Origin of the sequence: Amycolatopsis rhizosphaerae, from assembly GCF_007713715.1 — a bacterium.
In the GTDB taxonomy this organism is placed as follows: domain Bacteria; phylum Actinomycetota; class Actinomycetes; order Mycobacteriales; family Pseudonocardiaceae; genus Amycolatopsis_E; species Amycolatopsis_E rhizosphaerae.
On the sequence record NZ_VJWX01000281.1, the window covers coordinates 1 to 9,240 of the forward strand.

Sequence of the window (9,240 nt, forward strand, 5' to 3'; positions counted from 1 at the left end):
TCTTCCACCACCAGTAGGGGCACGGTCTTCACGAAGATCTCAACAAACCCGGGACCCACAAGTGCTCACCCACCAGCAGCCACCACATCCGAGCCTGCCAAACCAGCCCGAACACACCCCATTAGGGCCCCTTCACGGTCGAATCGACTGTGAAGGGGCCCTTCACGGCCATCGCCTCCGTCGTGTCAGGCCGAGCGGAGGGGGGTCTGGGTCCACTTCCGCAGCCTCGGCGGGACGCGCTTTTCCAGGCCGTAGGGCTCCAGGTGCGCGCCGAACACCTCGTCGAAGGCGCGGCGGACGGTTTCGGTGTCCCAGCTGTCGCGCTCCAGGATGGGCGCCTTCAGGTACGGCTGCCCGACGATGTGCAGCTGCGGCCCGTTGCAGCGCACGACCTGGCCGGTGATGCCCTCGGCGTCGTCGGAGAGCAGGAACAGCACCAGCGGCGCGATTCTCGAAGGCGTGCGGTCGGGTGGGCAGTTGCGCAGGGACCGCTCCGACTTCCACACCATCCGGGTGTGCGCGAGCGGGCAGATCGCGTTGACCCGGATGCCCTCCTCTTCGAGGTCGAGTGCCCAGGAGTAGGTCAAGGAGGCGACTGCCCCCTTGCTCGCCGAGTACACCCCCAGCTTGCGCTGCCCGAGCGAAGCGCCGGAGGAGACGTTGACGAGGGCGCCACCGCGGCCCTGCGCCTTCATCGCCTTCACCGCGGCGACGCCGGTGTAGATGGGGCCCAGCACGTTCACCCCGACCAGTTCGCGGATCCGCCCCGGCTCCTCCTGCCAGGGCAGGGCCTCGTAGTTCAGTCCCGCGTTGTTGACCAGCCCGTCGATCCCGCCGAACTCGCCGACGCACAGGTCGACGAGCGCCTGCGCCTGTTCCGGATCGGCCACGTCGTGCCCGCTGGCCACCGCCTGACCGCCGTACCGCCGGATGTTCTCCGCGGCGCTTTCGGCCAGACCGGCGTCGATGTCGTTGACCACCACCCTCGCCCCGGCCTGGGCCAGGTGCACCGCGAACGCCTCCCCGAGGCCGCGCCCGGCCCCGGTCACCACCACCGCGCGGTCCTTCAGACCCGCAGGCTGACTGCTCATCCCGTCTCCCCACCGGCCAGCTCCGACGCGGTCACTCGACGGCTCCCGCTGGCCCTGGCACCAGTGTTCGCCCCGGCGGGACCCCGCCCCCGGGCGAACGCGACGAGTGGTCAGCTCGCTGCGCCGAACGAGTGAGGGTTGACCAGCGGGACATACCCGCGGGCGGGTCAGCGGCACTCCCCGCTATCCGCCGTTCGTCGTAGCGCGAGGTGAGGGTGCTACGACCGGATGGGGCCAAACCATCGTGTAACGGTCCGCTTCCGGGGCGTAAGCGGCATACTGTCTGTTGTCTTTCCTGCCGTCTGGGTGAGTGCCCGTACCCGGTACCCCGCGGCGGACGACAGAATGCGTGGCGCCCCGCGTCACGCGAGGAGGGGGGAGGTACGAGTTGGTCAAGACACAACCCCGGCCATCGATGCGGTCGGCACTGGCGAACAGCGAGTTCCGTGCCGTCTGGCTCGCCGAAGCACAGTCGACCTTCGGCGACCAGCTCACCACGGTCGCGCTCTCCCTCGTCGTCTACCACCGAACGGGCTCAGCCCTGCTGTCGGCGATCGCCTACGCACTGACCTTCCTGCCCGCGCTCGCGGGCGGACTCGGCCTGGCGCAGCTGGCCGACCGTTTCCCCCGCCGCGGCGTGCTGGTCGCGACGGCCGCGGCCCAGGCGGTGTTCGTGGCGGTCATGGCCGTACCGGGCATGCCGCTGGTGCCACTGGGCGGCCTGGTCGTGCTGGCACGGCTCGCCGGCGCGCCGGCCAACGCCGCGCAGAACGCCCTGACCAGGGAAATCTTCACCGACGACGAGCTCTATCTTCGCAGCCAGGACATTCGCGGCATCACCACCAACACGGCCATGTTGCTGGGGCTGGCGGGCGGCGGCTTCCTGGTCACCGCGGCCGGGCCGTCGTGGGCGCTGGCGATCGACGCGGCCACCTTCGCGATCAGCGCGACGGCGCTGCACCAGTGGGTGCGGTCGCGGCCCGCGCCCGGCGACGGGAGCGGCAGCTGGTTCGGCGCGATCCGGTGGGTGGCGGGGCAGCCGCGGCTACGTGTGCTACTCGGGCTGTCCTGGCTGGTGGGACTCGCGGTGATCCCGGAGGGCCTGGTGGCTCCGCTGGCGCGGGAGATCGGCGCGCCGGACCAGGCCGTGGGCTGGCTGCTGGCCGCGGATCCCCTGGGTTTCGTGGTCGGGGTGTTCCTGATGTCCCACTACGTGTCGCCGGAGGCGCGGCGGCGGGTGCTGGGCGTGCTCGCCCTCGTCCCGACCGCGATCCTGCTCGTCTTCTCCGTGCGACCGGACCTGCTGCTGGCGTTGGTCGCCCTCGCGGCGGCGGGAGCCGCCGGGGCGTACATCGTCACCGTGGGCGCCTCGTTCATCACCTGGGTCCCCAACGAGCTACGAGGCGGCGCCGGCGGTGTCTACCGGACGGGGCTGCGCGTGGCCCAGGGGCTGGGCGTGGCGCTGGGCGGTGTGGTCGCGCAGTGGCTGGGTTCGGCCACGACGGCCATCACCATCGCGGGCGCGGCGGGGGTACTGCTCGGCATCCCCCTCGCGGTGTCCTGGGCGCGGCTGCAACGAGCGGCCGCCGAAACGGCTACGGCGGTATGAGCAGTCTTCTCGGCCGAACGGCCGATCGGTTCAGAAGTCACGGTTGGCCACAACCAGTCACCTCCTGTTTTCTCGCGGGAAACAAACGGACAACACGGCCGATCAGAAGTCGCGGTTGGTCACGAAAAACACCTCCATCGGTAACGACACGAACACCACTGGCAACAACGACATCAGAAGTCACGGTTCGACACGGGGCTCACCTCCGGGCGGACGGGCAAACAAAGCACCAGCTGCGGGACGGTCTCAGAAGTCACGGTTCGACATGAAGAACTCCTCCTCACCGACGGCAAAAGCAACACATTCCGGGGACGCGGGATCAGAAGTCACGGTTCGCCACGGCGAGCCACCTCCATTCTGCGACAAACAAACAAGGGCGCATGCGTCGGGGTCAGAAGTCACGGTTCGACAAGGAGAACACCTCCGATCGGTGCTCGTACTCAGTGGTGAAGTGCCGGTAGCACCGAGGTCCTCGGCTACACGACACTTCACATGCGGTGGGATGATACCTGTTGAAGGAAAGCACCCGGCGTCGTTCCGGGCACAGCAAAGTTACCCCGCCGCGGCAGGGCTCGTCGAGAGAAGGTGAACCATTGCCACCGCTTCCCTCCAGGCGGGGATCGCCGACGCTCCCCGGCCAAACGGCCGGCACGGACGACCAGGGCACCGGCGGCACGGTCGGCGTGACGACACCGAAACCCGCCGGAGACCTGCCCGCGGAGACGGACACGACGAGTGATTCTCCGGGCACGCTTCGCTCATTTCGCCCACGCAATTGGGCATTGTGGCGACGGCCCAAGCGATTCATCGCATTCCTGGTCTGCGCCGAGTTGCTGGCGTTTGCCTGGTTCGCCGTGGCATTCGCGACCACCCCCGTACCGGCCGTTCCCGATTGGCTGCGGTTCGCGATTCTCACGGCCGGCGCGACGGTCCACATCCAGTTGACCCGGCGCCAGGAAGAGCGCCGCAGAAATCGGGTGCGGACGGTACTCATCGACCTCACCGCGGTTTGGGTCTTCCCGGCCGCGATTATTCTGCCGGCCCCGCTGACGGTACTGCTGGTACTGCTTATTCGGATCCAGCACTGGTTCGTCGCCCGGCGCCCCGCGCACAACTTCGTGTTTTCGTCAATAACCCATATGCTGGCCGCGACGGTGGCCCATTCGGTGTTCCTCGCCCTCGGCGGACGGCACTGGGAGGCTTTGTCCGCGGTCTCCTCACTGACCGAGTTCGGCAAACTCGTGGTGGCCGGACTGGTCTTCGAGGCGGTCCAGATCCTCTACGTCAGCAGCATTCTGAGCCTGGCTTCGCAGACGAAACCGACCGTGCGGAGCGTGCTCGGCAGCAGGGCCGACAACCTGCTGGAGGCGATCACGATCGGCCTCGGCGCGGTCACCGCGATCCTGCTCGTGGTCCTGCCCCCGGCGGTGGCGATCATGGCCGTGGTCACCGTGGTGTTCAACCGGCTGGCCGAGCTCGAGCAGCTGCAGGACGACGTGCGCACCGACCCGAAGACCCAGGTGTTCAACATGCGGGGCTGGACCGAGTCCGCGGAGCGGGCGCTGGCCAGGGCGACGAAGTCCGACGACCGGCTGGGTGTGCTGATGATCGACCTCGACCACTTCAAGTGGATCAACGACACCTTCGGGCACCCGGCGGGGGACGACGTGCTGCGGAACCTGGCCCAGCTGCTCAACGAGGTCACGCGGCCCAGCGACGTGGTCGGCCGCTTCGGCGGGGAGGAGTTCCTGGTGCTGCTGCCGGACGCCGACCAGGCGGCGGCGACCGGGGCCGCCGAGCGGATCCGCGCCGCCGTGGCCCAGCTCCGGATCGCCACCACCAACAAGCGGGGCGACAAGATCACCGTGTTCGATCGCACCGCCTCGATCGGGGTGGCGGTGTACCCCGACCACGGCGACACGCTGCAAACGCTCATGCAGGCCGCCGACGCCGCGGTCTACGAGGCCAAGGAGGGCGGCCGCAACCAGGTCCGGCTGGCCGAGGTCAGGCCCAGCCCGCTTCCCCTCGCCTGAGGGAGTGGTCGGCAGCGGGGGCTGTTCGCTTCGAATCATTCGGAGCAAACAGCCCCCGCTGCCACCACCTCCGGCACAGGGGGGAATTAGGGTGCCACCCGAACCGGGGGATTTCCCCCTAGGAGACCGCCGCCGCCACTGACACCCTGGAGCCCATGATCACCCGCGCCGAGTCCCCGAGCTCACGACGGCCGCTGTCGACTTCCGCCTGGCTACTCGCCTTGACCCTGGCCCTGCTCGGTTTCGGCTTCGTCACCTCGCGCCCCACCGCCCCACCGGACCAGGTCCGGCTGACCGGCGGCGCCGCGGCGGCCCAGCGGGCCATCGACGCGCTCGTCCATCCCGGCCCACAGGCAACGGCGCTGAGCCTCCTGCCCGCCGACTTCACCCAGGTCACCGGCATCGTTCCCGGCGCGATCCCCGGCCGTGACGGAACGGTACGGGCGGTGCACGTCGACGGCGGGTGTTCCGCGCCCTGGGGCGACGACAACACCAAGTGGGACTACAGCGTGCCGTGCAAGGCGCACGATCTCGGTTACGACCTGCTCCGGTACGCGGACAAGGTGGGCCGACCGCTCCCCTCGTCGGCGCGCGCCTCGCTCGACGCCCGGCTGTCCGCCGACATGCACGCGATGTGCCGGATCAACCCGAACGGCTCAGCGCACACCTGCCAACTCGTCGCGTCGCTCTACACCGCCGGTCTCGTGGTCAACTCCTGGCACCAGCGGTGGGGACCGCCGGTCGGCGACCCGATCGGGCCGATGCTGGCCGGGATCGCGGTGATCGGCTGCCTGCTCGTACTGCGGCTGCGGGACTGGCACACCCGGCGCCGGACGCGTCCGGCACCGGACCAGGCCCCCGGGCCGGCACCGGGGCCCCGCCCGGCCTTCACTTCGCCCTGGATGACCCTCTGCGCGGCCGGCCTGATCCTGCTGACGCTGGGCGAGTCCCTGATCGCACTCGCCCGCTGGGCCGGTGCGAGCGAGGCGGTGCTGGCGCCGTTCACCTGGCTCGCCCAACTCTCGCCGCTGTTCTTCTTCGCGGGCGGCCGGGCCAACGCCGCGGGCTGGCAGGCGGTCACCGGCGCGGGCGGCGGCTACCGCCAGTACCTGGCGCACCGGGCCAGCAGCGTGCTGCGACCCGCGCTGGTCTTCGTGGTGGTCGCCTCGGCGGTCCCGCTGGCGCTGGAACTCCTCGGCATCCCCGACGGCACCAATGCCGCCGTCGTCCGCCTCGCCCTGCACCCGCTGTGGCTGCTCGGGGTCTACCTGCTGACCGTCGTGGCGACCCCGGTCATGCTGGCCCTGCACCGGCGGGCGGCCGTGCTCACCCGGCTGGGCCTGCTGGCCTTCCTGCTGTCGGCGGAGTTCGCCGCGGGCTGGGTGAGCTCGCCGGTGCCGCGTTACCTGGCCGTGTTCGCGCTGGCGCTGCTCGCCCAGCAGGTCGCCTTCGGCGGCCTGCCCCTCCGCCGTCCCGCCCGCCTGGTCACCGGGGTGGCGGTAGGCCTGGCCGGGCTGGTCCTGCTCACCACCGCGGGCGGGTTCTCCCCCACCTTGATCGACACCCCCGGCGCCCTGCCCGCGCTGGCCGCTCCGGCCCTGCCCGTGCTGCTGCTCGGCTTGGTCCAACTGTGCCTGCTGGGCCTGTTCGCCCGGCCACTGGCCCGGCTGACCCGCCGCAGGGCGCTCGCTGTGCCCGTCCGGTTCGCGCTGCGCGCGCCGATGAGCCTCTACCTCGCGTTCCTCGCCGCGATGCTGCTGCTGGTGACCATCGTGTCCCGGCCCGCCGCCACGCTGGCGTGGCTCCTCGGCCCGCGCACCCTGGTGGCGCTGGGCCTGCTGGCGGTCCCCGCGCTGCTGGTGTTCTGGTGGTTCGAGCGCCACGGCGACGGGCACGTCCCCTGGCACCACCACCGGCCAAGCGGTTGGCTCGCCCACGCCGCCACGGCGCTGGGCATCGGGTTCGCCACCATCGGGCTGTTCGGCTTCGCGCTCACCCGGTTCGGAGGTGACGGCGGGCAGACCCTGCTCGGCCTGCCGCTGGACCCGATCCAGAACCTGATCCAACTGTTGCTCGGGGTGTTCCTGTTGCACGCGGTGCGCACCGGGGCGAGCGCCGCGGCGAGCACCTGGGTGGTCACCGCGATGGCCTGCGTCCCGCCGCTTCTGGAGGCGGCCGACGGGTACCACGGGGAAGTGGTCACCGTCGCGGTCAACGGGGCGACCGCCGTCTTCGCGCTCCTCTGCGCGGCGGGTGCCCTCCTGCCAGCCAGAACGGTGATCGAAAACCGTTAACCGGGTGTTGTGAACCACCTTTACCCGCCGGTATGCGACGCTACGGCAACCGGTGCCACGGGAGAGACGTCTTACCTGTGAGCACCCGGTGGGCCTGTAATCGGGGAAGGGAGACGTCGGCGTGGAGTATCCGCCACGGAACGAGCGTGGGCCCCGGCGTCCCGCGCCCCCGCGGCAGGGACGCCCCACGGATGCGCAACGCGCGGGTGCGGCACGACGGGCAGGACCCGCGAACCCCGCCGCGACCCGCACCGGGCGGCGCTCCGCCCAGGGCCCCCGCCGCCCGGCTCCACCGCCGCCGCCGCGCCATCGCCGCCGCGGCATCAAGATCGTGCTGGGTCTCGTCTCGCTGCTGGTGATCAGCCTGACCGGCTACGCCTGGGCCGCGATGCAGGGCCTGGTCAGCGGGCTCACCACGGCCGACGTGATCAGCGGGGACCGGCCCGCGGACGGGGCCCGCGACATCCTGCTGGTCGGCATGGACAGCCGGACCGACGCGCAGGGCAACCCGCTGCCCCAGCAGCTTCTCGACGAACTGCGCGCCGGGGTCTCCGACGGTGAGGAGAACACCGACACGCTGATCATGGTGCACATCCCCAACGACGGCAGCAAAGCCGTCGCGATCTCGCTGCCCCGCGACTCCTACGTGACCATCCCCGGCTTCGGCAAGCACAAGATCAACTCCGCGTACGCGCGCGGAAAGGCAACCGAACGCAAGCGGCTGCTGAATGCCGGCGACAAGGACTCACGGGACGTCGAGGTCAAAAGCGCACAGGCCGGGGCCCAAACCCTCATCGCCACGGTCGAGCAGCTCACCGGCTCGTCCATCGACAACTACGCGTCGATCAACCTGCTCGGCTTCTCCGACATCACGAAGGCCATCGGCGGCGTCGACGTCTGCCTGAAGGACAACGTCAACGACTCGTACTCGGGGGCGAATTTCACCAAGGGCAGGCACACCATCTCCGGGATCGAGGCGCTCGAATTCGTGCGTCAGCGCCACGGGCTGCCGCGCGGTGACCTCGACCGCGTGGTGCGCCAGCAGGTGTTCATGGCCGGGATGGCGCAGAAGGTGCTGTCCGCGGGCACACTGGCCGATCCGTCGAAACTGAGCGATCTCATCGACGCGATCAAGAAGTCCGTGGTGCTCAACCAGGGCTGGGACATCCTCGGTTTCGCCCAGCAGATGAAGGGCCTCACCGGCGGGAAACTGGAGTTCGAGACCATTCCGGTGCAGGACGTGGACTACAACACGCCCGAGGACGGTTCGGCTATCAAGGTGGACCCGGCGCAGGTGCGGCAGTTCGTGCAGGGCCAGACCGCGGTGGCGGGCCAGCCCGCCTCCGCCGCGCCCAACCCGAACGCGGGCACCACTGTGGACGTCCACAACGGAACAGTCAAGCAGGGTTTGGCGAACACCGTGTCCCAGGTGCTGACGGGGAAGGGCTTCACCGGGGGCGAGACCGGCAACGCCACGGGCCGTGTCACTCGCACCACCGTGCGTTATCCCTCCGGTGCCAAGGACGCGGCGCAGAGTGTGGCCGACGCGCTGGGCTCGCCGGCCACGCTGCAACTGGACACCTCGATCCCCGCCGGGCACGTGGTCGTGGTCGTGGGCAGCGACTACTCCGGCCCCACCGCACCGGTCCAGCAGGCCGCCGGTCCCGTCACGTCGAACGCCGCACCGGCCCCCTCCGGGGACGACAAACCGATCACCGCCGACGGCATCACCTGCGTGAACTAGCTACTCCGATTAACCTCGTCCCGTTAGGCCGAACGACCTAATCCTCCAGAACAACTTCAACGAGTCCGCCGAAGTCGCGTAAGAGCAGGCCGCTCAGCGACTTACATAGCTGTGGGAATCGCTGAAGTTCGACCGGACCTGCCGGCGCCGGGCAACGGCACTGCGCCAGGTCAAGGCAGGGGACGAGGAGTGCACATCGACAGCGACCGCTACCAGCGGGTTCTGGGGGAGGAACTCCGCAAGCTTCGCCGGCGGCGAGGCTGGACGCGCAAGGAACTGAACCGGCACCTGCAAAGCGACATCTCGCTCCAGACGCTGGCGACCTACGAACTGGGCACCCGGCAGTGCTCCGTGGTGCGGCTGGTCGAACTGTGCCTCGCGATGGACGAGCTGCCCCAGGAGCTGCTGGCGAGGGTGCACCGGCGGGTGTTCTCGGACGAGCCCGGCCGGGTCCGGCTCGACCTGGCGG

The 9,240-nt window shown here is 70.0% G+C and carries 6 protein-coding genes; 5 read left to right on the forward strand and 1 reads right to left on the reverse strand.

The window, feature by feature from the left end; genetic code table 11:
* Positions 1-185 precede the first annotated feature (185 nt).
* Positions 186-1,091: an SDR family NAD(P)-dependent oxidoreductase gene (locus FNH05_RS24100; protein WP_144590990.1), complete on the reverse strand. Its 906-nt coding sequence runs from the start codon at positions 1,089-1,091 to the stop codon at positions 186-188.
* A 415-nt stretch (positions 1,092-1,506) separates the two neighbouring features.
* Here FNH05_RS24100 and FNH05_RS24105 point away from each other — a divergent pair, with 415 nt between their 5' ends.
* The 5 genes from FNH05_RS24105 to FNH05_RS24125 form a co-directional block, all read left to right on the forward strand.
* Entirely contained in the window at positions 1,507-2,700 is a 1,194-nt protein-coding gene (locus FNH05_RS24105) for an MFS transporter (protein WP_144590995.1), read from the forward strand.
* 782 nt (positions 2,701-3,482) lie between these two features.
* Positions 3,483-4,733 (forward strand): GGDEF domain-containing protein, encoded by a 1,251-nt coding sequence (locus FNH05_RS24110; protein WP_144590991.1) that lies wholly within the window; start codon positions 3,483-3,485, stop codon positions 4,731-4,733.
* A 155-nt stretch (positions 4,734-4,888) separates the two neighbouring features.
* Entirely contained in the window at positions 4,889-7,027 is a 2,139-nt protein-coding gene (locus FNH05_RS24115; protein ID WP_144590992.1) for a phospholipase A2, read from the forward strand.
* Positions 7,028-7,148: 121 nt separating this feature from the next.
* A complete protein-coding gene (locus tag FNH05_RS24120) occupies positions 7,149-8,771 on the forward strand; it encodes an LCP family protein (RefSeq protein WP_144590993.1) in 1,623 nt (540 codons plus the stop codon).
* Positions 8,772-8,960: 189 nt separating this feature from the next.
* Positions 8,961-9,240: helix-turn-helix domain-containing protein (locus FNH05_RS24125; RefSeq protein ID WP_144590994.1), on the forward strand; the 280-nt coding region annotated here is incomplete at its 3' end.